Origin of the sequence: Rhizobium skierniewicense (assembly GCF_014196515.1) — a bacterium.
Taxonomy (GTDB): domain Bacteria; phylum Pseudomonadota; class Alphaproteobacteria; order Rhizobiales; family Rhizobiaceae; genus Agrobacterium; species Agrobacterium skierniewicense.
On record NZ_JACIDV010000006.1, the window covers coordinates 108,064 to 130,285 of the forward strand.

General features: G+C 56.3%; 27 protein-coding genes and 1 pseudogene. 20 read left to right on the forward strand and 8 right to left on the reverse strand.

The window, feature by feature from the left end:
• From GGQ73_RS11185 to GGQ73_RS11195, 3 genes are read left to right on the forward strand one after another with little or no spacing between them, the layout of a single operon-like run.
• The gene (locus tag GGQ73_RS11185) at positions 1-1,608 is read left to right on the forward strand and encodes a heme biosynthesis protein HemY (RefSeq protein WP_183896294.1); all 1,608 of its coding nucleotides are present in this window, start codon (positions 1-3) and stop codon (positions 1,606-1,608) included.
• A gap of 18 nt (positions 1,609-1,626) precedes the next feature.
• The gene (locus tag GGQ73_RS11190) at positions 1,627-2,118 is read left to right on the forward strand and encodes a tellurite resistance TerB family protein (RefSeq protein WP_174154258.1); all 492 of its coding nucleotides are present in this window, start codon (positions 1,627-1,629) and stop codon (positions 2,116-2,118) included.
• Positions 2,108-2,875, forward strand: coding sequence for a glutamine amidotransferase (locus GGQ73_RS11195; protein WP_183896576.1), 768 nt, complete (start codon positions 2,108-2,110; stop codon positions 2,873-2,875). Before GGQ73_RS11190 ends, GGQ73_RS11195 begins: the two co-directional genes overlap by 11 nt.
• Here the strand turns inward: GGQ73_RS11195 and GGQ73_RS11200 are convergent.
• Entirely contained in the window at positions 2,847-3,125 is a 279-nt protein-coding gene (locus GGQ73_RS11200; RefSeq protein ID WP_183896296.1) for a FliM/FliN family flagellar motor switch protein, read from the reverse strand. The genes GGQ73_RS11195 and GGQ73_RS11200 overlap by 29 nt on opposite strands.
• Before the next feature lie 523 nt (positions 3,126-3,648).
• Between GGQ73_RS11200 and GGQ73_RS11205 the strand changes: the two genes are divergently transcribed.
• On the forward strand, positions 3,649-3,969 hold the full coding sequence (locus GGQ73_RS11205) for a YggT family protein (RefSeq protein WP_183896298.1): 321 nt from the start codon (positions 3,649-3,651) through the stop codon (positions 3,967-3,969).
• Between the two features lie 81 nt (positions 3,970-4,050).
• Here the strand turns inward: GGQ73_RS11205 and ppa are convergent, their stop codons facing one another.
• Both ppa and GGQ73_RS11215 read right to left on the reverse strand, forming a co-directional pair.
• Entirely contained in the window at positions 4,051-4,584 is a 534-nt protein-coding gene (gene ppa / locus GGQ73_RS11210; protein ID WP_174154261.1) for an inorganic diphosphatase, read from the reverse strand.
• A gap of 226 nt (positions 4,585-4,810) precedes the next feature.
• Positions 4,811-5,047 (reverse strand): hypothetical protein, encoded by a 237-nt coding sequence (locus GGQ73_RS11215; RefSeq protein ID WP_183896300.1) that lies wholly within the window; start codon positions 5,045-5,047, stop codon positions 4,811-4,813.
• A gap of 111 nt (positions 5,048-5,158) precedes the next feature.
• Between GGQ73_RS11215 and GGQ73_RS11220 the strand changes: the two genes are divergently transcribed.
• Positions 5,159-6,070 carry an HpcH/HpaI aldolase/citrate lyase family protein gene (locus GGQ73_RS11220; RefSeq protein WP_183896302.1) on the forward strand — a complete coding sequence of 304 codons (912 nt, stop codon included), beginning with the start codon at positions 5,159-5,161 and terminating at the stop codon, positions 6,068-6,070.
• Positions 6,067-6,273 (forward strand): DUF1737 domain-containing protein, encoded by a 207-nt coding sequence (locus GGQ73_RS11225; protein WP_183896304.1) that lies wholly within the window; start codon positions 6,067-6,069, stop codon positions 6,271-6,273. The genes GGQ73_RS11220 and GGQ73_RS11225 overlap by 4 nt, the downstream gene beginning before the upstream one ends.
• Positions 6,274-6,292: 19 nt before the next feature.
• Here GGQ73_RS11225 and GGQ73_RS11230 read toward each other — a convergent pair whose 3' ends face one another.
• On the reverse strand, positions 6,293-6,733 hold the full coding sequence (locus GGQ73_RS11230) for a metallopeptidase family protein (RefSeq protein ID WP_045230875.1): 441 nt from the start codon (positions 6,731-6,733) through the stop codon (positions 6,293-6,295).
• Positions 6,734-7,061: 328 nt separating this feature from the next.
• Here GGQ73_RS11230 and rplU point away from each other — a divergent pair, with 328 nt between their 5' ends.
• The 14 genes and pseudogenes from rplU to GGQ73_RS11300 all read left to right on the forward strand — a co-directional run bounded on the left by rplU (position 7,062) and on the right by GGQ73_RS11300 (position 19,133).
• The gene (rplU, locus tag GGQ73_RS11235) at positions 7,062-7,376 is read left to right on the forward strand and encodes a 50S ribosomal protein L21 (protein WP_045230876.1); all 315 of its coding nucleotides are present in this window, start codon (positions 7,062-7,064) and stop codon (positions 7,374-7,376) included.
• A 41-nt stretch (positions 7,377-7,417) separates the two neighbouring features.
• Entirely contained in the window at positions 7,418-7,687 is a 270-nt protein-coding gene (gene rpmA / locus GGQ73_RS11240) for a 50S ribosomal protein L27 (RefSeq protein WP_045230877.1), read from the forward strand.
• Positions 7,688-7,815: 128 nt separating this feature from the next.
• Positions 7,816-8,451, forward strand: coding sequence for a GNAT family N-acetyltransferase (locus GGQ73_RS11245; protein ID WP_183896306.1), 636 nt, complete (start codon positions 7,816-7,818; stop codon positions 8,449-8,451).
• The gene (locus tag GGQ73_RS11250; RefSeq protein WP_183896308.1) at positions 8,448-9,014 is read left to right on the forward strand and encodes a GNAT family N-acetyltransferase; all 567 of its coding nucleotides are present in this window, start codon (positions 8,448-8,450) and stop codon (positions 9,012-9,014) included. The genes GGQ73_RS11245 and GGQ73_RS11250 overlap by 4 nt, the downstream gene beginning before the upstream one ends.
• Before the next feature lie 179 nt (positions 9,015-9,193).
• Positions 9,194-10,261: a GTPase ObgE gene (gene obgE / locus GGQ73_RS11255; RefSeq protein ID WP_183896310.1), complete on the forward strand. Its 1,068-nt coding sequence runs from the start codon at positions 9,194-9,196 to the stop codon at positions 10,259-10,261.
• Positions 10,258-11,439 (forward strand): glutamate 5-kinase, encoded by a 1,182-nt coding sequence (gene proB, locus GGQ73_RS11260; protein ID WP_183896312.1) that lies wholly within the window; start codon positions 10,258-10,260, stop codon positions 11,437-11,439. The genes obgE and proB overlap by 4 nt, the downstream gene beginning before the upstream one ends.
• Positions 11,432-12,718, forward strand: coding sequence for a glutamate-5-semialdehyde dehydrogenase (locus GGQ73_RS11265; protein ID WP_174154269.1), 1,287 nt, complete (start codon positions 11,432-11,434; stop codon positions 12,716-12,718). Before proB ends, GGQ73_RS11265 begins: the two co-directional genes overlap by 8 nt.
• Positions 12,719-12,760: 42 nt before the next feature.
• Positions 12,761-13,345: a nicotinate-nucleotide adenylyltransferase gene (locus tag GGQ73_RS11270; protein ID WP_174154449.1), complete on the forward strand. Its 585-nt coding sequence runs from the start codon at positions 12,761-12,763 to the stop codon at positions 13,343-13,345.
• A 93-nt stretch (positions 13,346-13,438) separates the two neighbouring features.
• A pseudogene (gene rsfS, locus GGQ73_RS11275) lies at positions 13,439-13,881 on the forward strand (ribosome silencing factor).
• A 103-nt stretch (positions 13,882-13,984) separates the two neighbouring features.
• Positions 13,985-14,467 carry a 23S rRNA (pseudouridine(1915)-N(3))-methyltransferase RlmH gene (gene rlmH, locus GGQ73_RS11280; RefSeq protein ID WP_183896314.1) on the forward strand — a complete coding sequence of 161 codons (483 nt, stop codon included), beginning with the start codon at positions 13,985-13,987 and terminating at the stop codon, positions 14,465-14,467.
• 126 nt (positions 14,468-14,593) lie between these two features.
• Positions 14,594-16,000 (forward strand): murein hydrolase activator EnvC family protein, encoded by a 1,407-nt coding sequence (locus GGQ73_RS11285; protein WP_183896316.1) that lies wholly within the window; start codon positions 14,594-14,596, stop codon positions 15,998-16,000.
• Entirely contained in the window at positions 15,990-17,318 is a 1,329-nt protein-coding gene (locus tag GGQ73_RS11290; protein WP_183896318.1) for a S41 family peptidase, read from the forward strand. The genes GGQ73_RS11285 and GGQ73_RS11290 overlap by 11 nt, the downstream gene beginning before the upstream one ends.
• 66 nt (positions 17,319-17,384) lie before the next feature.
• On the forward strand, positions 17,385-18,581 hold the full coding sequence (locus GGQ73_RS11295) for a divergent polysaccharide deacetylase family protein (RefSeq protein WP_183896320.1): 1,197 nt from the start codon (positions 17,385-17,387) through the stop codon (positions 18,579-18,581).
• 39 nt (positions 18,582-18,620) lie between these two features.
• Positions 18,621-19,133 carry an RNA pyrophosphohydrolase gene (locus GGQ73_RS11300; protein WP_183896322.1) on the forward strand — a complete coding sequence of 171 codons (513 nt, stop codon included), beginning with the start codon at positions 18,621-18,623 and terminating at the stop codon, positions 19,131-19,133.
• Positions 19,134-19,180: 47 nt separating this feature from the next.
• Here GGQ73_RS11300 and bfr read toward each other — a convergent pair whose 3' ends face one another.
• From bfr to GGQ73_RS11315, 4 genes are all read right to left on the reverse strand, one after another.
• Entirely contained in the window at positions 19,181-19,672 is a 492-nt protein-coding gene (bfr, locus tag GGQ73_RS11305; protein ID WP_174154453.1) for a bacterioferritin, read from the reverse strand.
• Positions 19,638-19,949 (reverse strand): (2Fe-2S)-binding protein, encoded by a 312-nt coding sequence (locus GGQ73_RS23255; RefSeq protein ID WP_065700596.1) that lies wholly within the window; start codon positions 19,947-19,949, stop codon positions 19,638-19,640. The genes bfr and GGQ73_RS23255 overlap by 35 nt, the downstream gene beginning before the upstream one ends.
• A gap of 243 nt (positions 19,950-20,192) precedes the next feature.
• The gene (gene phbB / locus GGQ73_RS11310) at positions 20,193-20,918 is read right to left on the reverse strand and encodes an acetoacetyl-CoA reductase (protein ID WP_174154274.1); all 726 of its coding nucleotides are present in this window, start codon (positions 20,916-20,918) and stop codon (positions 20,193-20,195) included.
• Positions 20,919-20,989: 71 nt separating this feature from the next.
• Entirely contained in the window at positions 20,990-22,171 is a 1,182-nt protein-coding gene (locus GGQ73_RS11315; RefSeq protein WP_183896324.1) for an acetyl-CoA C-acetyltransferase, read from the reverse strand.
• Between the last annotated feature and the right edge of the window lie 51 nt (positions 22,172-22,222).

Below are 22,222 nucleotides of genomic sequence, written 5' to 3' on the forward strand. Positions count from 1 at the left end.
ATGACAAAGATTATCAGTTTCATCGTCATCGTTCTTCTCATCGGCTTCGGGTTCTCTTGGCTTGCGGACCGGCCAGGTATCCTATCGATTGTATGGCAGGGCCAATTGATCGAGATGAGTCTCATGGTGGCTGCCTCTCTTGTGGCAGCCCTCGTCGCTGCCGTCATGATTGTCTGGTGGCTGTTCAACACCATCTGGAGTTCCCCGCACGCCGCACGCCGCTATTTCCGCTCCCGAAAGCGCGATAGAGGCTATCAGGCGCTCTCGACTGGCTTGATCGCAGCAGGTGCTGGCAATGCTATTCTCGCCCGGAAGATGACCGCGCGAACGCAGGGACTTTTGAATGCCGATCAAGAACCCTTGATCCACCTGCTGGAGGCGCAAGCCGACCTGATTGAAGGCAAATATGATGCCGCCCGTCGCAAGTTCGAAGCGATGGCCAAGGACCCCGAAACGCGCGAGCTCGGCCTTCGTGGTCTTTACATGGAAGCCAGACGCCAAGGCGCGAACGAGGCGGCACTGGAATATGCAGAGGATGCCGCAAAGAATGCGCCCTACCTGCCATGGGCGGCGCAGGCGACCCTGGAGAGCAAATCCAGAAGCGGCGAATGGGACGATGCTATCCGCCTGCTTGATCAACAAAAAGCGGCAAGCGTGTTAGAGCGTGGCGAAGCCGAGCGCCTGAAAGCGGTTCTGCTGACCGCAAAAGCGCAAGAGAAATTCGAGAGCGACCCAAAGGCCGCGCGCGAAGATGCCAAGCAGGCGCTGAAGCTGTCAAAGGGGCTGGTGCCTGCAGCTCTGGTTGCTGCCAAATCCTATCTGCGCGAAGACAATCTGCGCAAGGCGGCCGCAGTACTCGAGCCCGTCTGGAAGATTGCGCCGCATCCGCAGATCGCCCAGCTTTACATCAGAGCGCGCAGCGGCGACACCGCCATTGACCGCCTCAAACGAGCAGAGCGGCTCGAAAGTCTGAAGCCCAACAATGTTGAAGCCCTTGTTGCCATTGCTCAGGCATCTCTCGATGCTCAAGATTTCGCACGTGCGCGGAGCAAAGCACAAGCTGCCGCGCGCATCGAGCCGCGCGAAAGCACATATCTGTTACTCGCTGATATCGAAGAAGCAGAAACAGGTGATCAGGGCCGCATTCGCCACTGGATGGCCCAGGCACTGCGCGCACCGAGAGATCATGCCTGGGTGGCCGACGGTATAGTCTCCGAAAAGTGGCTGCCTGCTTCTCCGGTTACCGGTCGCCTGGATGCGTTCGAATGGAAAATGCCATTCGGCCAGATCGAGGGGCCCGTCGAGGATGTCAGCGTCGATAACGCGCTGTCGTCCCTACCCGATGTTGCAAAGCCCGAAATTCGCGAAAAAATTATCGAAATACCTGTACCAGCCAAGGTATCAGAGCCTGTGCTGCAACCTGACACACCCGTCGTAATCGCTGAGAAACCAGCAGCGCCAAAACCATTGGCCACCAGCTCGACCGACGACAAAAAGCTTGAAAAACAGATGGAGCCGGTGGCCTTTTTCGGCGGAGCCCCGGACGATCCGGGCGTAAAGAAGCCCGCTGGCGATCCGGATGAAAAAACGCGACTGAAACTGTTTTAACGAACCCAAAGGACCGCCATGCTCGAGCGTATTCAGTCGTTTTTCCACAACCTCACGCAGGGCAGTCCCTCCGAGGATTTTGCACCCGATGATTTGCGCGTGGCCATCGCAGCACTCTGTTTTCAGGTGATGGAGGCCGACGGTACCGTTTCCAAGGTGGAACGTCAGCGTCTGCGTGAGCTGTTGCAGGAGCATTATGACCTCAGCTCCACAAAGCTGGATGCGCTCATGGAAGCAGGCCGCGAGGCGGGACGTGAAGCGGTCGACTATTATCGCTTCACGGCCGACATTCGCCGTCATCTTGACGAGGAAAAGCGCGTCGAGCTTATCGGTATCCTATGGGATATCGTCTATGCGGATGGCGAACGTAATGAGATGGAAGACCACGTTATCTGGCGGGTTGCCGACCTTCTGGGCGTCTCGGTCCGAGACCGCGTTCTGCAGCGCCAACAAGCCGCCACGCATGTCAATATATCGGATGAAAGTGAAACCGAGAAAGATGCTGTTTGATCCCTCTGGTCAGAGAAGCAACCAAGACAGAATCCTGATCGTTCTGCATCAGGAGAGGTCAACGCCCGGTCGGGTCGGCCAGATGCTGATCGACAAGGGGTACCGACTCGACATCAGGCGGCCCGCATTGGGTGACGATCTGCCGACCACCCTGTCTTCCCACGCCGGTGCGGTGATATTTGGCGGCCCGATGAGTGCGAATGATCAGGACGCATTTATCCAGACGGAAATCGACTGGCTGAAAATCCCGCTTGAAGAAGATAAACCGTTTCTTGGAATATGTCTTGGCGCGCAAATGCTTTGCAAGCACCTCGGCGCGAGGGTGGATGGCGACAAGCACGGCAGAGTGGAAATTGGCTGGTATCCTCTGCACGCGACCGAAAAAGGCAACTTGCTCATGCCATCCTGGCCACAGATGGTTTACCACTTTCACCGTGAAGGATTTGAGTTACCACAAGGAGCAGAGTTGCTGGCCACAGGTGACGCCTACCCCAATCAGGCCTTCCGGTACGGTCGAAATGCCTGGGGTCTGCAATTTCATGCAGAGTTGACACGCGCGATGATGCAAAGCTGGGTGGTCCGTGGCGCCGAGAAATTCGCCATGCCCAACGCACAAGTTGGACGCCAGCATTTGGAAGGCCGGATGCTGTTCGACAACGCACTCAAGGTCTGGCTCTCGCAGTTTCTGGATCTGGTCTTTCAAGGCAGATTACAGAAAACCGAGTTTTCTAGCGACGTAGCACTTCCGTCAGTTTGACACCGATGACGTTGTCCTCGCCGTCGGAGACGATTTCGCCACGACCGATAGTTTGACCGTTCACCCGGATATCGACCAGATCGCCAAACTTTTTGTTCAACAGAATGACCTGATCTTTGGTAAGGGCCATGAGCGCGGAAACAGAGACCTGCGCCTGTCCGATTACGACGTCCATCGTCAGCGGTATCTCATCGAAATGTTTACCTGATGGTTGCGACGACGCGACCAGAGCGCGGCTGTTATCGTGCATCGGTTGACCCCAATCAGCAAGTTGCACGCTTACGTCTTGCCGAGCCGAAACTGGAGGGCTCAGGGTATGTTCGACCCGATAAGGCTGGTTGAAACTCGCGCCAACAGTTGGCCACGAGAAAGGCGCTGCACCGTCATTTGAATCCATCATGGAACACCCTCGGCATATCGAATCAGCCACATCCATAGGGCCACCGTCATTGTACGGGAGCTGCCGACCCCATTGATCGCTGGTTTGTAAAAGAATGGCAGTATGATTAACGCGCACTTAACATCCACAGGCGCACGGTGGCTGAGGGAGCTCAGATAAAACGACTGCTTCAAAACGGTACGCATTTTCAAACTGGTGCAATGTCTTAACTGCCAAAAATCAGGCCTGTAACACATAAGGACAAGTCTCAGCAGATCTTCGAATTAAAAATGGACAAAGGCCGTTTATTCGAAACAGCGCAAAAACAGCGGCGTGACGGCTGGAACAGCATGTAGATCAACCGCCACTTGCCGGTCGCCGTGTGAATGACTAAATGTCATCCAACAACGATATGGAGATATTGATGCTTGCCCTGTTTCAGACGATCGATCTGGCGTTAAACCTTTATACCTGGATACTGATTATCAGTGCCATCTTCTCATGGCTTTATGCCTTCAATGTCATCAATTCTTCGAACCAGTTCGTGGCAGCGATCGGCAGTTTTCTCTACAATGTCACCGAACCGGCGCTGCGACCCATTCGTCGTGTCCTGCCGAATCTGGGCGGCATCGACATTTCGCCGATCATCCTGCTTCTGATCATCTTCTTCATTCGTTCGCTGATGTGGAACACGATTTACCCGCTGGTCGCCTGATCTCCAGTCAATAAAAAAAATCCTCCGGTTCGAATGCGAACCGGAGGATTTGTCATTTCCGTGTATGCGCAATGGCTGAAATCAGCTTTGCGTCTTGTAGCGCTCGATCGCTTCAATGATCAGCTTCTTGGCAACATCAACATTCTGCCAGCCGCCCATCTTCACCCATTTGCCGGGCTCCAGATCCTTGTAATGCTCGAAGAAGTGCTCGATCTGCTTGAGCGTGATGTCCGGCAGGTCAGTGTAGTTCTGGACCTTGTCATAACGCTGGGTCAGTTTAGGGGCTGGAACAGCAAGAATCTTTTCATCCTTGCCACCGTCGTCTTCCATGATCATGACGCCGATAGGGCGAACATTGATCACGCAACCGGGCACCAGCGGACGGGTGTTGCAGATCAGGACATCGATCGGGTCACCATCTTCGGACAGCGTGTGTGGCACGAAACCGTAGTTACCCGGATATGTCATAGGCGTGTAGAGAAAGCGGTCAACGACCAGAGCACCTGCGTCCTTGTCCATCTCGTACTTGATAGGATGGCCGCCGACGGGGACCTCCACGATCACATTGATATCATCCGGCGGGTTCTTGCCGATAGAAATAGCATCGATACGCATTCGCTTCCCTCGATCAGGTGGGTTGGACTGGCATGTCGATACTGGGAAAGTCACAGCTTTGCAACACGATGATGGCAGTTGCACCAAAACTCATAGTGCCGTTGCAGCTCGTTATGACCGTTGCAAAGACTATTAAATTGGACTTTACACGCACGACAATCGAGAGCGCTGTCGATAGACAAACACGTCATCAGGCAATGCCAGGAAGAATGGGCCTTAAAGGAGCCTAGAGGTCGATGATCGTACCACGACCATCGTTCCATACTCGCATGGTCTGAGCTTCACGCTGGCGAGGCTTCACCGGAATGGGAGCCGGTTTAAGGCGGGAGGACAGCAGGCGTGCTGCGCTCAGCACCGCCAATGTCCCCACGAGCGCAACCGTAAGGGAGGCTGTAAAGAGTGCGGCCAACGCCAGAATTGCGATGCTGGAAGCGGCGAAGAAGAATGTACGAATGCCTTGCATGATCCAAACCTTTCTGTCCAGACGAATGTGGGCCTTCTTTGCGTTGCTTGCAAGAGGATGCACACCGCCTATCTGCTTGCGAATGTCACAAAAGGTTGACACAAGTGCGGCATGGCCGATTTTTATTTCAACGATACTGTTCGCCCACGCCGCTCACTCCTGTCGGTGCCAGCCATTAATCTACGCGCGCTAGCAAAACTGAGCACATTGGAATGCGACGGCGTCATCTTCGATCTGGAAGATTCGGTCGCACCGGAAATGAAAGGCGAGGCCAGAAACAACCTCCTGGCCTTCTTCAGGCAAACGCCCCTCGCCGGCCGCGAGACGATGATCCGCATCAATCCGATCTCAACCACGACAGGGCAAAGTGATCTGAAGGCGGCGCTGGCTTGTGCGCCGGATGCGATCCTTCTGCCCAAGGTGGAGCAGCCATCCCATATCCAGGACGTTGCCGATTGGCTGACAGAGGCGGATGCACCGGACGACCTGAAAATCTGGGCGATGATCGAAACGCCGAAAGGCATTTTAAACGTTACCGCCATTGCCGAGGCGTCGCATACGCTGGGCGCTCGGCTGGGCGGTTTTGTTGTCGGATTGAACGATCTGCGCAAGGAAACGCGTGTGCCTGCACAGCCAGGGCGGACATACATTGCCCCATGGCTGATGCAGGTCGTCCTCGCAGCACGCGCGTATGGGCTTGAGGTCATAGACAGCGTCTCCAACGACTTCCGTGATCTGGATGCTTTCGCCGCAGAATGCGAACAGGGTCGCGCCATGGGTTTCGATGGCAAGATGCTGATCCATCCCGCCCAGATCGACCCTGCAAACCGGGCTTTCGCACCGGATAAGGATGCGTTGGCAGAAGCACATCAGATTATTGCGGCTTTCGCAAAACCGGAATCTGTGGGATTGAACGTCATCAATTCCAACGGTCGGATGATCGAGCGGCTGCATCTGGACCAGGCCAAAAGGCTTGTCGCGCTAGCCACGATCATCGATCAGAGAAAGGCAGAAAAAACATGAAAGTCTATCGTTTCATCACTGGTCCCGACGACGCAAAGTTTTGTCATCGTGTCACCGAAGCGCTTAACAAGGGCTGGGAACTGGCGGGCTCACCGACCTACGCGTTCAATGCGGCGGCAGGCGTCATGCATTGCGGCCAGCCGGTGACAAAGACAGTCGAAGGCAAGGAATACGATCCTGAGATGAAGCTGGGCGAGCAGTAAGGCGCTTGGCAGCCACGGATCAGCGATCCGTCGCTGCCTCGTCTGCACTTTCTTCAATGCGCTCCATGTCGTCGTCCGAAAGGCCAAAATGGTGTCCGATTTCGTGAATGAGCACGTGCGTGATGATATCGCCCAGCGTCTCCTCGTTTTCGGCCCAGTAATCCAGTATGGGTCGGCGATAAAGGATGATCCGGTTGACCATCTCACCGGTTTCCATGGTGAAGCGTTCTGAAATGCCGCGCCCCTCGAACAGACCGAGCAGATCGAAAGGCGTCTCCAGAGCCATGTCCTCGAACACCTCGTCGGTCGGAAAATCCGCGATCTCGATGATCAAGTCCTTGGTCAGCGCGCGAAACTCTTCGGGCAAATGGCCGTATGCCTCGATGGCAAGCGATTCGAATGCTGAAAGTGTCGGCGCGTGGCGATCCCGCCAATCGTCGGTTTTGTCTATGCGGGCCATTTCTGCTCCTTGTTGAAAGGCCCATATAAACCCTTGCCAACAAAATTTCGAGACCTGTTTGCCACAAGCAGCGAAATCCCCTGAGATTCCTAAGCATCACGGTTACTTTTCGCCCCCTTCCGACCTTGACAGAAACAGCTTGCTCGCGTATCCGGCACGTGAAATCGAGGGCGTATTGCGTCTTCCGTTCACATCGCTTTGTCAAAAGCGGTTTCATCGGCGCGGTTTTTAGAGCCCTTCGGCTTCCAGAACCGCGCTATTCGACTGATAAAAAGACGGCCAGACCGCATTTGCGGGCAGAGCCGGAACGAACATGAAAGGGTAAAAAATGTTCGCAGTCATCAAGACCGGCGGTAAGCAGTACCGTGTAGCGGCCAACGACGTGCTCACAATTGAAAAGTTGGAAGCAGACGCTGGCGCAACTGTAGAATTCACCGAAGTTCTCGTGATCGGCGTTGGCGCTGACGCACAGTTCGGCGCACCTTTCGTTGCAGGCGCAACGGTCAAGGCTGAAGTTGTCGAGCACAACCGCGGCAAGAAGGTCATCGCCTTCAAGAAGCGTCGTCGTCAGAACTCCAAGCGTACGCGCGGTCATCGTCAGCATCACACCGTCGTTCGTATCACGGACATCGTTGCAGCCTAATCGGCGCGATACGGGAAACTAGGTTTTAAAGGAGAAATCCAATGGCACATAAAAAAGCTGGCGGTTCATCGCGCAACGGTCGCGATTCGAATTCCAAGCGCCTTGGCGTGAAGAAGTTCGGCGGCGAAGCCGTCATTCCAGGAAACATTATTCTGCGCCAGCGCGGAACGCAGTGGCATCCAGGCGCCAATGTTGGCCTTGGCAAAGACCACACGATTTTCGCGCTGACAGCCGGCAACGTGTCCTTCCGCTCGAAGGGCAACGGCCGCGTATACGTGTCTGTGGCACCGAAAGCGGAAGCAGCAGAATAAGCCGGTCGCGTCATATGCAGCCGGTGTCTCAATGACCCGGCTGAAGGCGTAACAGGTTCAGTCATAAAAAGGGGAGTTGGGGCACCACCCAACTCCCCTTTTTCTTAACCTCATGGAGGGACTGAACCATGCAAGCTGAATTGTTGAGGGAAGACCAATCACGGTCACCCGAAGAACGGCCGAGACCGGACAGGTCAAGGAGCGATTGCCCCGTCTTATTATCGCAAAGGCTCGTTTTGCGCGCGCCTCACGAAGAAGACATTGACGCCCTTGCCCATCTTGCCAACAATGCCAACATCGCGACCATGGTGTCGCGTATGCCGCATCCTTACACGGCCAAAGACGCCGCGGATTTCGTGCGACGCGCAAAAGTGGGCGAGATTGGCAAGTGCGTCTATGCCATTACCCGCATGGAGAACGGCGAATTTATGGGCTGCTGCGGGCTGGAGCCGCAAAAGGACGACCAGAAGACCCTTGAAATGGGCTACTGGCTGGGCGAACCCTACTGGAACAAGGGCTATACCACCGAAGCAGCGCATGCCCTGATCGATATGGCGTTTCGCACACGCGACATCGAACAGATCGATGCGCGCTGCCGCGTCACCAACATCGCCTCACGCCGGGTCATACAAAAGTGCGGTTTTCAGCTTCAGGGTTCCGGTATGGTCGGATCTCTGGCGCTGGGCGGCATGGTCCCCGTCGAATGGTACCGGCTGGACCGCAAGACATGGGTTTCGCTGAGAAGCTGGGGAGATATGCGATGAGAACGGCGTACGCAATCACGACGCAAAGTGCTCCCTCCGTTCTTGAGACAGACCGATTGGTGCTGCGCCCGCAGAGCCTTTCGGATGCCGGAAGCATTGCGAAATCGTTGAGTGACTTTCGGGTCACACGCATGCTGGCGAGTGTTCCCGCGCCCTATTACAAACAGGATGCACTGGAGTGGCTGATCCTGCGGACGGCAGGAAATTCGCCGGATTGGCACTTCGCCATAACCTGCGGCGATGACACTCTGATCGGCGTCGTCTCGATAGAGCGGCTTCGTGACGCATGGCGTCTTGGTTATTGGCTCGACCGTGCCCATTGGGGCAAGGGCTATATGACGGAAGCTGTGGCTGGCGTCATCGAGTGCTTCTTTCAGCACATGCCGAACGAGGTGCTCTATTCCGGTATGTTTGCCGATAACGCGGCCTCTTTGCGGGTCCAGAACAAGCTTGGTTTCCAGATTATCGGGTGCCATGAGATCTATGCTGTCGCGCGTGCAAGCATGGTGACGCATCTGGATACCGCATTGACGGCAAATGCTTTTCAAAAACGCGGACCGTAAAACCCCATGAGTTAGCGCCGGTTTCATTGCAAACCGGCCTTGGCATATCGGGTCTCGCCCAACGATAATCTTTGACCTGGAGAGCCCGCACCTATATTTGGAGCGACAGAACCTTTTAAAAAAGCAAGTCCGCAAATCTCTGCTGGAATTGCCACTAAGCTGACAGAACGGCCAAGACGATGAAATTTCTCGATGAAGCAAAAGTTTATATTCGCTCCGGCGACGGCGGTGCCGGCTCGGTTTCCTTCCGGCGTGAAAAATTCATCGAATTCGGCGGCCCCGATGGCGGTGACGGCGGGCGCGGTGGCGATGTGTGGGTGGAGGTCGTCAATGGCCTCAATACGCTGATCGACTTCCGCTTCCAGCAGCACTTCAAGGCAACCATCGGCCAGCACGGCATGGGCCAGGGCCGGACGGGCGCCAAGGGTGCCAGTGTGGTGTTGCGCGTACCCGTTGGCACGCAGATTTTTGAAGAAGACAACGAAACGCTGATTATCGACCTGACCAAGGAAGGCCAGCGTTTTCGCTTGGCTGCTGGCGGTAATGGCGGTTTCGGCAATGCCTATTTCAAGTCCTCCACCAATCAGGCCCCCACGCACGCCAACCCGGGCCTGGCTGGTGAGGAGAAGATGATCTGGCTTCGCCTGAAGCTGATCGCCGATGCCGGCCTGGTCGGCCTTCCCAATGCGGGCAAGTCCACATTTCTGGCGACTGTCACCCGGGCACGTCCGAAAATAGCCAACTATCCCTTCACCACACTGCATCCCAATCTGGGCGTTGCCACGATTGACGGGCGCGAATTCGTTCTGGCCGATATTCCGGGCCTGATCGAAGGCGCGCATGAAGGCGTCGGTATTGGCGACCGTTTCCTTGGGCATGTTGAGCGCACACGTGTTCTGTTGCACCTTGTTTCGGCGCAGGAAGAGAATGTCGGTCAGGCTTACAAGACCGTCAAACGTGAACTTGCGGCCTATGGCGGCGGGTTGACCGATAAGCCCGAAGTCGTGGCGCTCTCACAGATCGATGTGCTGGACGAAAAAGAACTGAAGAAGAAGGCGAAAGAACTGGAGAAGGCCTGCGGCCGTCCGCCGCTTCTTCTGTCTGCTGCTGCCCATATCGGCATGTTGGAGGCCCTTCGCGAGCTGCGCGATATCATTGTATCCGACAGCCGCGGCGGCAACACCGCCATGCCGGATCGTTCCATGCCTGTGGATGACGAGATCGAGGATGGAGACGACCGTCTATGACCCCGATTTCGACCGCGGCGCGCAAGCCTCTCGGTGGCCACCATCGCATCGTCATCAAGATCGGCTCGGCCCTTCTGGTTGACCGTGCGAGCGGCCTGAAAAAAGACTGGCTGGCTGCGATCTGCGAGGATATCGCTGCCCTGAAAGCCAAAGGTTCACACGTGCAGGTCGTGTCTTCGGGCGCTATCGCTCTCGGCCGCACCGTGCTGGGTCTACCCTCAGGAGCACTTAAGCTTGAGGAAAGTCAGGCGGCGGCGGCGGTCGGCCAGATCGCGTTGGCACGCGCATGGTCTGAAAGCCTGTCGAAACACGATATTGTCGCTGGCCAGATTCTGTTGACGCTGTCTGACACGGAAGAGCGCCGCCGTTATCTCAACGCCCGTGCCACGATCAATCAGTTGCTCAAGATCGGTGCGATCCCGATCATCAACGAAAACGACACGGTTGCAACGACGGAAATCCGCTACGGAGACAATGACCGTCTGGCCGCCCGTGTGGCGACGATGACCGGAGCCGACCTCCTGATTCTGCTGTCAGACATTGACGGACTCTACACCGCCCCTCCACATCTCGATCCCGATGCCCAGTTTCTTGAGGCGATCAACAAGATCACGCCTGAAATCGAAGCCATGGCGGGTGGCGCAGCGTCGGAACTGTCGCGCGGCGGAATGCGCACCAAGATCGATGCCGGCAAGATCGCGACAGCTTCCGGTTGCAGCATGATCATCGCTTCGGGAAAGACGCTCAATCCGTTGAAGGCCATTGAAAATGGTGCACGTTCTTCATGGTTCGCACCCTCCGGAACGCCCATCACTGCCCGCAAGACCTGGATTGCCGGACAGCTCCAGCCTGTCGGCGAATTGCATGTTGATGCGGGTGCTGAAAAGGCGCTTTACGACGGTAAAAGTCTTCTGCCAGCAGGTGTAAGACTGGTGAAGGGTAATTTCGGTCGCGGTGACGCAGTGGTCATCATCGGCGCGCAAGGTCGGGAAATTGCCCGCGGTCTTGCCGGTTATGATGATGATGAAGCACGGCAGATCAACGGCCATAAGTCTACCGAGATCGAGGCAATCCTCGGTTATGTCGGTCGCGCAGCGATGATCCATCGCGACGATTTGGTGATGACGGGTGCGTCCGTCAAAGTGGAAAATGCAAATAAGGATGAGGTCGATGCCTGAACAGGCCGTGAAGCAGAGCCATGATATTGAAACGCTGATGATGTCCATTGGCGCTCAGGCAAAGGCTGCTTCGCGACCGTTGTCCATCGCCGGTTCGGACCAGAAGAACCGCGCCTTGCTCGCTATGGCGTCTGCCATCGAAGCGTCGAAAGAGAGAATTCTGGAGGCCAACGTCAAGGATGTCGCCGCCGCGCACAGTGCGGGTGTAGCGCCCTCTTTTATCGATCGCCTGAAACTGGATGACACAAGAATAACCAGTATCGCCGAAGGTATTCGCTCCATCGCAGCTCTTGCCGACCCAGTCGGAGAAGTGATCGCCGCCTGGGATCGTCCTAACGGTCTGAAGATCGAACGTGTTCGCACACCGCTCGGCGTCATCGGCGTGATCTATGAAAGCCGACCAAACGTCACCGCCGACGCCGGTGCCCTGTGTCTGAAAGCAGGCAATGCCGTCATCCTGCGTGGAGGCTCGGATTCGCAATATTCATCGCGTGCTATTCATGCTTGCCTTGTTGAAGGTCTGAAGATTGCAGGCCTTCCGGAGCATGCGATCCAACTCGTTCCGGTTACCGATCGCGCGGCCGTTGGCAGCCTTCTGGGCGGACTCGGCGGCAGTGTGGATGTCATCGTTCCGCGAGGCGGAAAAAGCCTCGTGGCGCGTGTTCAGTCAGAAGCCCGCGTTCCGGTTTTTGCCCATCTCGAAGGCATCTGCCACGTCTATGTCGATAAATCCGCCGATTTGACCATGGCCCGCGATGTTGTTTTGAATTCCAAAATGCGCCGCACGGGCATTTGCGGCTCGGCCGAAACGCTGCTCATCGATAGCGCAGCGGCGCACACGCATCTGAAGCCACTGGTCCAGGTGCTCATCGACGCAGGCTGCGAAGTTCGCGGTTCGCAAGCTGTTCAGGAGGCCCTTGAAGGCGTGAAAGCGGCAACCGAGGAAGACTGGCGCACGGAATACCTTGATGCCATCATCTCGGTTGCCGTGGTCGATGGCATCTCCGGCGCTATCGAACATATCGGCGCTTACTCGTCCAATCACACCGAAGCCGTGATCGCCGAAGATACGGACGTGGTCGCTCGTTTCTTCAACGAGATCGATTCGGCCATCCTGCTGCACAATGCTTCCACGCAATTTGCCGATGGCGGCGAGTTCGGCATGGGTGCGGAAATCGGCATCGCCACCGGCAAGATGCATGCACGTGGCCCTGTGGGCGTCGAACAACTGACGTCCTTCAAATACCGTGTGCATGGCACCGGCCAGACGCGGGCCTGATATTTGACCGCGGATCATGGCCTAGACAAGCACTACCTGACCATGCCGCACACCGAGCGTGGCATGGTGATCGGCCTGTTTGGCGGGTCGTTCAATCCGCCCCATGCAGGGCATGCGCTGGTTGCCGAAATTGCCTTGCGCAGGTTAGGTCTTGATCAGTTGTGGTGGATGGTCACGCCCGGTAATCCTTTGAAGAACAAGGCAGATCTGGCACCGTTAAACACCCGCATCGAGGCCTGCGAAAAGCTGATCAGCGATCCGCGCGTGAAGGTCACGGCCTTCGAGCAATCCTTCGGCGTCACCTACACCGCCCATACGCTTGCGCTGATCAAGGCGAAGAACCCGCATGTTCGCTTCATCTGGATCATGGGGGCGGACAATCTGCGCACTTTCCATCGCTGGCAAAGCTGGCGCAAGATTGCCGAAACCTTTCCCATAGCCGTCATCGACCGGCCGGGTGCGACCCTGGCTTATCTGTCGTCTACCATGGCGCACGCATATAGCCATGCCCGTGTGGATGAAGACGATGCCGGTATCCTTTGGACGAAGACGGCGCCGGCCTGGATGTTCATCCACGGCCCGCGCTCGACACTGAGTTCCACGGCACTGCGCAACGAGCATAAATGAAGCATGCGGACACATCTTTCGCCCACATCTTGAAAAGTTAACGCTTTGGTGCCAACTTTATTCTGTGGCGCACAGAATCGCGTCGCGCAGTATCTGGTTTGTCATTTCGGAAGGGAAAACCACTGACAACAGTACACACCAAGGGAAGAGCTTTCAGCGCTATCCCAAAGAGCATGGAGAGTGGCGTTGATGCTGCCCGTCGTGCCCTCGGAACCGTCCTTGCAAGTGTCGAGGATTCCAAAGCAGAAGACATCGTTTATCTGAACATTGCCGGAAAATCGGCGCTTGCGGACTACATGGTTGTGGTTTCCGGGCGCTCCAACAGGCATGTCTCGGCCATCTGCGAACATCTCATGTCTGACATGAAAGATGAAGGCTTCGGCCCTTCGCGTATCGAGGGCCTCGAAAACGGCGATTGGGTCGTGATCGATGCTGGCGATGTCATCATCCATGTGTTCCGTCCCGAAGTCCGAGCATTCTACAACATCGAAAAAATGTGGGCTGCTCCCGACATCGAGGAAGAAACGCTGCACTGATGCGGCTTCCCGGCTGATGCTGACGCATCATCCGCATAGGAATCCGCAGCCTGTCCTGATAGACACGCAACTGGCAACATTTGCGATATGGATGGATGTGTGAATGCGGATTTCAATTTTTGCGGTGGGACGGCTTAAATCCGGCCCTGAAAAGGATCTTGCGTCGCGCTATATGGACCGTTTCGCCAAAACCGGTCCGGCAATCGGCCTCGAATTTGCCCGCATCATCGAGGTTGCCGAAAGCCGCGCGTCAAACGCAGATACCCGCAAGCGTGAAGAAGCCGCGATGCTGGAAAAGCATCTGGCAGACGGTGCTGCTCTCATTCTGCTGGATGAACGCGGCAAAGCTCTTGATAGCCCCGCCTTCGCAGATTTGTTCGGCAACATGCGCGACGGCGGCAAACGCGATCTGGTGATCGCCATCGGCGGAGCGGACGGGCTGGATTCCGCACTGTATGACAAAGCGTCCGCTGTTTTATGTCTTGGCAAACTCACATGGCCGCATCAACTGGTACGTATCCTCATCGCGGAACAGCTTTATCGTGCGGTGACAATACTGTCCGGTCATCCCTACCATCGCGTTTAAAGGTAACAGTCGCGCATTGCGCCACAAATCCGGCCATCATATCGCCTAGCACGGCAATCAAACTATTGGCGTGAAGCGCCGAAGCAGCGTATGGTCGCCCATATTTTCGACAGTTAGACATATTCTATGGCAGATGCACCCAGCAACAACAGGTGGACGACCCTTACGGGCGTGATGCTTGCTGCCTGCTTGGTCACGGCCTATCCCGCCTTTCGGGCGCTTGCCCAAGAGGATTCTGTGCCCCCGACGACACAGGATACAACCCAGTCTCAAAGTGATCTGAACGCACTGGAAAAACGTCGCGATCAGAACCGCCAGGATTTGCAGGAACTGGTCGACAGCATCGGCCTGTCGGAAGATAAATCCCGCCAGCTTCAGGAAAGCATTGCCGCGCTCAATCAGGATACGGCCCGCATCAAGGACGAGTTGATAGCCTCGGCGAAACGTCGAAAGGATCTGGAGGACAAGATTAGCGATGGCGAGGATCGTCTGGCCAAACTCGGTGTTCGCGAAGACGGCGTCAAGGCATCCTTGAGAGAGCGCCGCGGCGTGTTGGCTGAAGTGCTCGCGGCCCTTCAACGCATGGGGCGCAACCCACCGCCTGCCCTTCTCGTGTCACCGGAGGATGCGTTGGCATCGGTGCGGAGCGCCATTCTTCTGGGGGCCGTTGTTCCAGGCATTCGATCCGAGACAGATAAGCTCGTCTCCGCTCTCAAAGAGTTGACCGACCTGCGACAGGCCATTGCCGGCGAAAAAGAACAGCTGACAGCCACGATGACGGCGAGCCTCGAAGAGGAAAAACGGCTCGATCTGTTGCGCCTCGAAAACGAAAAGCGCAACACCCAGACAGCAAACGACCTGGAAGCAGAACGCAAACGTTCTGAAGAACTTGCGAGCAAGGCAACCAGCCTTGAAGGGTTGGTTTCGTCGCTTGAAACCGAGATTTCCTCAGTACGCGATGCCAAGGATAAAGAACGTCTGGAACAGGAAAGACTGGCCGCTTTATCGCAAGCGGAACGGGACAAGGTGCAGGCCCAAACCAACGCCGGAATGCCCGATAAAAACCGCATTGCGCCCGCATATCCGTTTTCGAGTCTGAAGGGCAAGCTGGCCATGCCGGTTTCCGGGGATGTGCTGCGAAAGTTCGGCGATGCTGACGGAACGGGGCATTTTTCCAAGGGGATTGTCGTTGCGACTGGTCCAGAAGCACTGGTAACAGCACCTGCGGACGGTTTCGTGGTTTTTGCCGGTGAGTTTCGCAGTTATGGCCGCATGATCATTCTCAATGCTGGGGACGGTTATCATCTGGTGCTGACAGGCATGGACAATGTAAGGACGAGGCAGGGCATGTTCGTGTTCTCTGGCGAGCCGATTGCTTCCATGGGCGCAAAAAGAGTGGCAAGTGCCGCTGCATTGGCGCTGGAAACTGACAAGCCGACACTTTACATTGAATTTAGAAAAGACGGCGTGCCAGTTGATTCTCAACCTTGGTGGACCGTAAAAAATACCGGAAGGGCGCGCAATGATTCGTAAGGCTTCACTTCTCCTCATTGGTGGACTTATGGGTGCCACGGCGATGAGCGTTATCTACTCGGCAAGTATGCCGGCGCAGGCCGCAGGCCCCTCCACCTATAAGGAGCTGTCGATTTTTGGTGACGTGTTCGAGCGTGTGCGTGCGCAATATGTGACACCACCTGACGACAAGAAGCTGGTTGAAAACGCCATCAACGGTATGCTGAGCTCACTTGACCCGCATTCCAGCTTCCTGAACGCTCAGGATGCCAACGATATGCGCTCCCAGACCAAGGGGGAATTTGGCGGTCTCGGCATCGAAGTGACGATGGAAAACGAGCTGGTCAAAGTCATCTCGCCCATGGATGACACACCTGCTGCCAAGGCAGGCATTCTTGCCGGCGACTATATCTCCGAAATCGATGGCGCGCCGGTCCGCGGCCTGAAGCTGGAAGAAGCCGTCGAAAAGATGCGTGGCGCGGTGAAGACGCCGATCAAGCTGACAGTGATCCGCCAGGGCGCTGACAAGCCGCTCGACATCACCGTGATGCGCGAGATCATCGCCGTGCGTGCCGTCAAGTCACGTGTAGAAGGTGGCGACGTGGGATACCTACGGGTTATTTCCTTCACGGAAAAGACCTATGACGACCTCGAAAAGGCGATCAAGAAGATCAAGGAAGACGTTCCGGCCGATAAACTGAAGGGCTATGTGCTCGACCTGCGCCTCAACCCGGGTGGTCTGCTCGATCAGGCGATCAACGTCTCCGACGCCTTCCTGGAGCGTGGCGAGGTTGTTTCGACACGCGGTCGTAACCCGGAAGAAACCCGCCGTTTCAACGCAACGGCTGGCGATCTGACAGACGGGAAACCGGTGATTGTGCTCGTCAATGGCGGCTCGGCCTCTGCTTCGGAAATCGTTGCGGGGGCGCTGCAGGACCTGCGCCGCGCGACTGTTCTGGGAACACGCTCTTTCGGCAAGGGATCGGTGCAGACGATCATTCCGCTAGGCGACACCGGAGCGCTTCGTTTGACGACAGCGCTTTATTACACGCCATCCGGCAAGTCCATTCAGGGTACAGGCATCACACCCGACGTCAAGGTTGATCAGCCGCTACCGGAAGAGCTCCAGGGGCGCGTGCGCGCTGAAGGGGAATCCAGCCTGCGTGGTCACATCCAGGGTCAGAGCGAGACAGAAGAAGGCTCGGGTTCGGCTGCCTATGTGCCACCAGAAGCCAAGGACGACATCCAGCTGAATTATGCGCTGGATCTCTTCCGCGGCACCAAGACGGATTCCTCGTTCCCACCTAACCCCGAAAAGACGGTCGTCAACAAGCAGTAAGATTTGAGGGCGTAGGTCCATCCGAATGCTCTTGTTACACGCTTCCAGTTAGCCACGGATAGTTCATTGCCTTCAGACCTGCGCAAACCGCTTATGGGTCGAAACAAAAAGAAAAGCGCCGGGTCGTTCCGGCGCTTTTCTGCGCTTGCGGCTCTGATGGTGATTGGCGTCGGCAGTTTTGGCGGACTATCGGTCTATACGGCGCTTTCGCCCGGCAATCTAAGGAGCAGCTCGACGGCGCCTGACGCCGATATCTCCGTTCCGCCAGCCGAAGCAACGCCGCAAGCGCCTAGTTCCAACCAGACCGAAGGCGAGCTCGTTCCTCAAAGCGGGCGTTCCGGCGCAAATGTCCAGAGAAACATCATGGCGGACGGCAATGTCGTATCCGTCTATTCGCCACGCGAACGCGACAGCAACAGCCCGGTACTGATGAGCGGCCAGACCTATGGGCAAGACCCACGCATGGCATCACAGCCCAATGAGGAGCTGCTCGAGGAGTCACCATTCGGCAAGCTACCAACAACAGGCCCGGATGGCTTGCGGCCGATGGAACAATATGCCCGGCCTTGGTCGGGTGCCAGAGGGACGCGGATCGCCATCATCGTCGGTGGTCTCGGCCTCAGCCAGACCGGCACCCAAAAAGCCATCCGCGACCTGCCGCCCGAGGTTACCCTGGGCTTTGCTGCAAGCGGCAACAGCTTGCAACGCTGGATGCAGGAAAGCCGCCGCGAGGGCCACGAGATCCTGCTGCAGGTTCCGTTCGAACCTTTCGGATATCCCGGTACCAATCCCGGACCTGACACCCTGCTCGTTGCCGGCCCTGCCACGATCAACCTGGAGCGGTTGCATCGCTCCATGGCGAAGATCACCAACTATACGGGTATCATGAACTATCTGGGTGGGCGGTTCATGGCGGATGAAAAAGCGTTGGAACCGATCCTGAGCGATATCGGCAAACGCGGCTTGCTGTTTCTCGATGATGGCTCCTCGGCCCAATCGAAAAGCACGCCGGTTGCGAAGGCCCAATCGGCTACCGCAGGTTTCGCCGACCTACAACTGGACGATCAGGTCAACGAGAACGCCATATTGCGCAAGCTGGACGATCTGGAGCGGATCGCGCGCCGCAACGGTTCTGCGATCGGCGTTGCCTCTGCTTTTGATGAAAGCATTGCCGCTATTTCCAAATGGTCGGTCGAAGCCTCCGGCCGTGGCATAGAAATCGTCGGTGTTTCCGCACTTGTCTCGGACAAACCTGCCCCGTAAGTCTGTCTACCACAGCACTCCATCCATCGAAGGTCAAAAATGACGATCAACGCGGACGATCTACCCTACCGCCCCTGTGCGGGTATCATGGTTCTCAATGCCGAAGGGCTGGTTTGGGCGGGGCGGCGGATTTCACAAGCCAACTCGGAGTTCGATGGCTCTCCTCAACTCTGGCAGATGCCACAGGGCGGTATAGACGAGGGTGAAAAGCCGCTGGTGGCTGCCATTCGCGAACTCTACGAGGAAACGGGCATGAAGACCGTCTCACTGCTGGCAGAAGCCAGCGAGTGGATCCATTACGACCTGCCACCAAAACTGCTTGGGATCGGTCTGCGCGGCAAATATCGCGGCCAGGCTCAGCGCTGGTTCGCGTTTCGCTTCGAGGGCGACGAAAGTGAAATACAGATCAACCCACCACCCACCGGCCATGAGGCTGAATTCGACGCATGGGCGTGGAAGCCGATGGCAAGCCTGCCGGATTTGATCGTGCCTTTCAAACGCGGGGTGTACGAAAAGGTCGTTGCTGAATTCCGGCATCTCTCGGATCAATAAAAAAGGCGGCCAGGGAGCCGCCTTTTTCAATTCCATGATGAGGAGGTTTATTCCGATTCGGCAGCGTCAGCGGAATCCGCATTGAGCTGGCCGTACTTGGCTTCGCCGATCTTGCTCAGGAGATCGAGCTGCGTCTCAAGAAAGTCGATATGGCCTTCTTCGTCGATCAGCAGCGTTTCGAAAAGCTTCATCGAAACATAGTCGCCCGCATCGTGACAGATGTCGCGCGACTTCTTGTAGGCGGCGCGCGCATCATATTCGCCCGCAAGGTCAGCCTCTAGGACTTCCTTGACGTTCTGACCGATACGCAAAGGCGCGACGGTCTGAAGGTTGGGATGTCCATCGAGGAAAATGATGCGATCAATGATCTTGTCAGCGTGCTGCATCTCTTCAATGGATTCGGCACGCTCTTTCTTGGCGAGCTTCGTGTAGCCCCAATCGTTCAGCAGTCGGTAATGCAGCCAGTACTGGTTGACTGCGCCGAGCTCGAGGAACAAAGCCTCGTTAAGCTGCTCGATGACTCTTGTGTCGCCTTTCAATGTCCGCTCTCCTGTTGTCTTCATGCAATTGTCTCAAGCGGGACATAAAATCAAAAACATCGGCCTCCGTCGAGTGCCGACGGGCATGATATTCTTCGGTCGTCTTGATAATCAGCTCGACGACGGTCGGAAAACAACCGCAACAACGGCCTCGCTTGGCCATCGCGTGGTACACTTTCGAGGGCACGATAAGCTGCCAACAGTCCTCATCGAGCATCTCATTGATGACGTCGCGGATATCGTTGTCTGTGATGTAATTACAGCTGCAAACGAGCATGGTTCTTTGCCTGTATGACGCAACACGTTGTTTTCATTCTTAAACCAAAACAGGATAGTCAGTGTCAAGAAAAAGATAAAAGTTACGATCACCTAGTTTTTTAGACTCTTTCTAAACTTAACAAAAATCCTCGTATTTTCATTTGCTTAGTGTTCTCTTTCGCAAAGAGTGGCACTTTCAAGTTTTCGTCAACACAATGGAAGCAGGAGAATTTGATCACAGAAAGTTTACTGATTTGAGACTTCAGACAAAATACTGCCCGCCATTCGCAGTCAACGTGGAGCCGGTAATGAAGCCCGCATCGTCGGCAGCAAGAAACAATGCACATCGGGCAATCTCTTCTGGCTCGCCGAGCCGTCCCACGGGAATTTGGGGAAGGATGCGCTCGTTGAGAACATTTTCGGGCATCGCACGCACCATCTCTGTCCCGATATATCCTGGGCATATGGCGTTAACAGTGATGTTTCGCGAAGCACCCTCCTGTGCCAACGCCTTGGTAAGGCCGATATCGCCCGCCTTTGCGGCCGAATAATTGACCTGGCCTGCCTGCCCCTTCTGGCCGTTGATGGACGAGATGTTAACGATCCGCCCAAAGCCACGCTCGCGCATACCAGGCCAAATGGGATGGGTCATGTTAAAGACACCGTTCAGATTGGTGTCGAGCACTTCACGCCATTGCTGCGGCGTCATCTTGTGAAACATCGCATCGCGGGTAATCCCGGCATTGTTGACGAGAACCTCGACGGGACCCAAATCACTTTCGACCTGTGCGATACCCGCCACGCAAGCATCGTAGTCACGGATATCCCAGCAATAGGTCGGGATTCCTGTTTCGCTGCGAAACTGCGCCGCGCGCCCCTCTGTAAAAGCGTAATTGACCGCAACCCTGTAGCCGGCGGCGAGAAACGCCTTTGCGATTGCCGCACCAATTCCGCTCGTCCCGCCTGTTATCAAAACAACCCGGCTCATCTAAGGCCTCCCCTGATATCCTGTGCGTCAGCCTTAAGATGGGACAAAGTGGCATTTCAATGATGCTGATGTCAGAGACCTTCGAGGCACATGGCAACACCCATACCGCCGCCGATGCACAGCGTTACCAGCCCTTTCTTTGCGGTTCGGCGCTTCATTTCGAAAAGAAGTGTATTGAGAACCCGAGCTCCGGAAGCACCGATGGGATGGCCGATCGCAATGGCCCCGCCATTGACGTTAACGATGTCGGGATCAAGTCCAAGGTCACGCACGACAGCACAGGACTGCGCAGCGAAGGCTTCGTTCGCCTCCACAAGATCGAGATCCGAAACCGACCATCCCGCTTTGGAAAGCGCCTTGCGCGATGCAGGAATTGGGCCGGTCCCCATGATTTGCGGATCGACACCGGCCGTCGCCCACGAGGCAATACGGGCCAAGGGCTGGAGACCGCGCTTTGACGCTTCGGCCTCGCTCATCAACAATACCGCAGCCGCGCCGTCGTTGAGACCCGAGGCATTGCCTGCGGTGACCGTCCCGTCCTTGTCGAAGGCCGGGCGCAACTTTGACATCGTATCCAGCGATGCGCCCGCACGGATGTATTCGTCCGCATCGACGGTTACGTCACTCTTGCGACCCTTGATGATGAAAGGCACGATCTCATCGGCGAAACGTCCTGCGGACTTTGCGGCCTCTGCGCGGTTTTGAGAGGTGACAGCGAACCTGTCCTGTTCATCGCGAGACACTTGCCACTGGCGGGCAATGTTTTCGGCTGTAACGCCCATTGCGTAACCATAGAACGCATCGGTCAGTCCATCCTTCATCATGGTATCGACCATCTTGAAGTCGCCCATCTTCACCCCACCACGCAAATGTGCGCAATGCGGAGCCATGGACATGGATTCCTGCCCGCCGGCAATGATAATGGATGCGTCCCCGGTTGCGATCTGCTGCATGCCGAGTGCAACAGCGCGCAGACCCGAGCCGCAAAGCTGATTGATACCGAACGCCGTGGCTTCCTGAGGTATACCCGCTTTCATCGCGGCTTGGCGGGCAGGGTTTTGCCCCTCGCCTGCGGTCAACACCTGACCAAGAATGACTTCATCGACCTCGCTTGCGGCGACACCCGCCCGCTCCAGTGCAGCCGTGATCACCGTCGCGCCCAGTTCATGAGCAGGTGTATTGGCAAAGCTGCCGTTGAAAGAACCAACCGCCGTGCGCGCTGCGCTGACGATAACGATCGAGGACGAGGTCATTCAAAATCTCCCATTTTGCGGCGCGAGATTGTCAAAGCTTTGAAGCCAAGT

Excerpts from the sequence above, each read along its gene's own strand:
- GGQ73_RS11185 (WP_183896294.1), top strand. The coding sequence starts at position 1 with ATGACAAAGATTATCAGTTTCATCGTCATCGTTCTTCTCATCGGCTTC.
- GGQ73_RS11190 (WP_174154258.1), top strand. The coding sequence starts at position 1,627 with ATGCTCGAGCGTATTCAGTCGTTTTTCCACAACCTCACGCAGGGCAGT.
- GGQ73_RS11195 (WP_183896576.1), top strand. The coding sequence starts at position 2,108 with ATGCTGTTTGATCCCTCTGGTCAGAGAAGCAACCAAGACAGAATCCTG.
- GGQ73_RS11200 (WP_183896296.1), bottom strand. The coding sequence starts at position 3,125 with ATGCACGATAACAGCCGCGCTCTGGTCGCGTCGTCGCAACCATCAGGT.
- GGQ73_RS11205 (WP_183896298.1), top strand. The coding sequence starts at position 3,649 with ATGTCATCCAACAACGATATGGAGATATTGATGCTTGCCCTGTTTCAG.
- ppa (WP_174154261.1), bottom strand. The coding sequence starts at position 4,584 with ATGCGTATCGATGCTATTTCTATCGGCAAGAACCCGCCGGATGATATC.
- GGQ73_RS11215 (WP_183896300.1), bottom strand. The coding sequence starts at position 5,047 with ATGCAAGGCATTCGTACATTCTTCTTCGCCGCTTCCAGCATCGCAATT.
- GGQ73_RS11220 (WP_183896302.1), top strand. The coding sequence starts at position 5,159 with ATGGCCGATTTTTATTTCAACGATACTGTTCGCCCACGCCGCTCACTC.
- GGQ73_RS11225 (WP_183896304.1), top strand. The coding sequence starts at position 6,067 with ATGAAAGTCTATCGTTTCATCACTGGTCCCGACGACGCAAAGTTTTGT.
- GGQ73_RS11230 (WP_045230875.1), bottom strand. The coding sequence starts at position 6,733 with ATGGCCCGCATAGACAAAACCGACGATTGGCGGGATCGCCACGCGCCG.
- rplU (WP_045230876.1), top strand. The coding sequence starts at position 7,062 with ATGTTCGCAGTCATCAAGACCGGCGGTAAGCAGTACCGTGTAGCGGCC.
- rpmA (WP_045230877.1), top strand. The coding sequence starts at position 7,418 with ATGGCACATAAAAAAGCTGGCGGTTCATCGCGCAACGGTCGCGATTCG.
- GGQ73_RS11245 (WP_183896306.1), top strand. The coding sequence starts at position 7,816 with ATGCAAGCTGAATTGTTGAGGGAAGACCAATCACGGTCACCCGAAGAA.
- GGQ73_RS11250 (WP_183896308.1), top strand. The coding sequence starts at position 8,448 with ATGAGAACGGCGTACGCAATCACGACGCAAAGTGCTCCCTCCGTTCTT.
- obgE (WP_183896310.1), top strand. The coding sequence starts at position 9,194 with ATGAAATTTCTCGATGAAGCAAAAGTTTATATTCGCTCCGGCGACGGC.
- proB (WP_183896312.1), top strand. The coding sequence starts at position 10,258 with ATGACCCCGATTTCGACCGCGGCGCGCAAGCCTCTCGGTGGCCACCAT.
- GGQ73_RS11265 (WP_174154269.1), top strand. The coding sequence starts at position 11,432 with ATGCCTGAACAGGCCGTGAAGCAGAGCCATGATATTGAAACGCTGATG.
- GGQ73_RS11270 (WP_174154449.1), top strand. The coding sequence starts at position 12,761 with ATGCCGCACACCGAGCGTGGCATGGTGATCGGCCTGTTTGGCGGGTCG.
- rlmH (WP_183896314.1), top strand. The coding sequence starts at position 13,985 with ATGCGGATTTCAATTTTTGCGGTGGGACGGCTTAAATCCGGCCCTGAA.
- GGQ73_RS11285 (WP_183896316.1), top strand. The coding sequence starts at position 14,594 with ATGGCAGATGCACCCAGCAACAACAGGTGGACGACCCTTACGGGCGTG.
- GGQ73_RS11290 (WP_183896318.1), top strand. The coding sequence starts at position 15,990 with ATGATTCGTAAGGCTTCACTTCTCCTCATTGGTGGACTTATGGGTGCC.
- GGQ73_RS11300 (WP_183896322.1), top strand. The coding sequence starts at position 18,621 with ATGACGATCAACGCGGACGATCTACCCTACCGCCCCTGTGCGGGTATC.
- GGQ73_RS23255 (WP_065700596.1), bottom strand. The coding sequence starts at position 19,949 with ATGCTCGTTTGCAGCTGTAATTACATCACAGACAACGATATCCGCGAC.
- phbB (WP_174154274.1), bottom strand. The coding sequence starts at position 20,918 with ATGAGCCGGGTTGTTTTGATAACAGGCGGGACGAGCGGAATTGGTGCG.
- GGQ73_RS11315 (WP_183896324.1), bottom strand. The coding sequence starts at position 22,171 with ATGACCTCGTCCTCGATCGTTATCGTCAGCGCAGCGCGCACGGCGGTT.